Below are 1,288 nucleotides of genomic sequence, written 5' to 3'. Positions count from 1 at the left end.
CCCCCCCGACACCCCGCCACCCCCACCTCGCCTCGCGACCCCGCCCGTCCCGCCGCCCCCCCCCCCCCCCCCCCCCCCCCCCCCGGCGCTGTAGGCTGACATTTTCACGAACAGCCGGCTCGACACGGCTGTCGAACAGAGGGGAATGCAATGAAAAACCGCAAGAACAGTTTCCAATCCTCACGCGACGGGCTTTCGCGACGTAATGTGCTGGAGCTGGGCGCACTTGGCCTGGCCGCGGCGATGCTGCCGGGCGCCGCCTTCGGCAAGGACAAGAAGCTGAAGGTGGCGGCGATCTTCGCCACGCCGATCGAGGAGCCGTGGGACAACCAGATCCATGTCGCCTTGCAGAAAGCCGAGAAGGAACTCGGCATCGAGTACAAATGGTCCGAGAAGGTGCAGACCGCCGATTTCAGCCGCGTGATGCGCGAATATGCGCAAGGCGGTTACCAGCTGGTGCTGGGCGATGCCTTCGCCGCCGAGCGTGAATCGCGCCGCACCGCCAAGCAGTTCCCGAAGACCGCCTTTCTGTTCGGCTCAGGCGCCGGACCCGCGGAACCCAATTTCGGCGTTTTCGACAATTGGATCCACGAGCCGGCCTATCTCTCCGGCATGATCGCCGGCAAGATGTCGAAGTCGGGTACGATCGGCGCCGTCGCGGCGATGGGCATTCCGGAGGTGAACCGGCTGGTCAACGCCTTCTTCGCCGGCGCCAAGGAGGTCAATCCCAACATCAAGAAGAAGGTCGCCTTCATCGGTTCCTTCTTCGACCCGCCGAAGGCCAAGGAAGCGGCGGTCGCGCAGATCGACGCCGGTGTCGACGTCATCTATGCCGAGCGCTTCGGCGTCATCGAAGCAGCGGTGGACAAGAAGATCCTTGCCATCTCCAACATGTCCGACCAGTCGAGCCTCGGCCCGGACACGGTGATTACCGGCCCGGTCTGGGACATGTATCCGACCGTCGAACAGGCGATCAAACTGGTCAAGGCCAGCGTCTTCACCGCGCAGGACTATGGCGATTTCTCGCGCATGGCCAAGGGCGGCTCGCATCTGGCGCCCTACCACAAATTCGACAAGACGCTGCCGGCGGACGTCAAGGATCTGGTCGAGAAGAAGAAGGCCGAGATCCTGGAAGGCAATTTCCGGGTGGATGTCGACGAGAACACGCCGGTTTCGGATTGAGTTTTACCCTCCCCCTTTTGGGGAGGGTCGATCCGCGAAGCGGAGCGGGGTGGGGGTCCTCGTAGGGCGCGCCCCCCACCCCCCTCACGCAGACAACGCCACGCAC

Annotated in this window: 1 protein-coding gene; it reads left to right on the top strand. The window is 64.1% G+C overall.

Features of this window, described 5'->3' with window-relative positions; all coding sequences use genetic code 11:
* The first annotated feature begins 150 nt into the window (after nt 1-150).
* On the top strand, nt 151-1,182 hold the full coding sequence (locus NKJ06_RS35455) for a BMP family protein (protein ID WP_352812582.1): 1,032 nt from the start codon (nt 151-153) through the stop codon (nt 1,180-1,182).
* Nucleotides 1,183-1,288: the final 106 nt, after the last annotated feature.

The organism is Mesorhizobium sp. M0293 (genome assembly GCF_040321735.1).
Taxonomy (GTDB): domain Bacteria; phylum Pseudomonadota; class Alphaproteobacteria; order Rhizobiales; family Rhizobiaceae; genus Mesorhizobium.
This window is presented reverse-complemented; position numbering and strand designations above follow the sequence as displayed.

What these genes read in the sequence shown, in the direction of transcription:
- NKJ06_RS35455 (WP_352812582.1), top strand. Translation starts at nt 151, where the DNA reads ATGAAAAACCGCAAGAACAGTTTCCAATCCTCACGCGACGGGCTTTCG.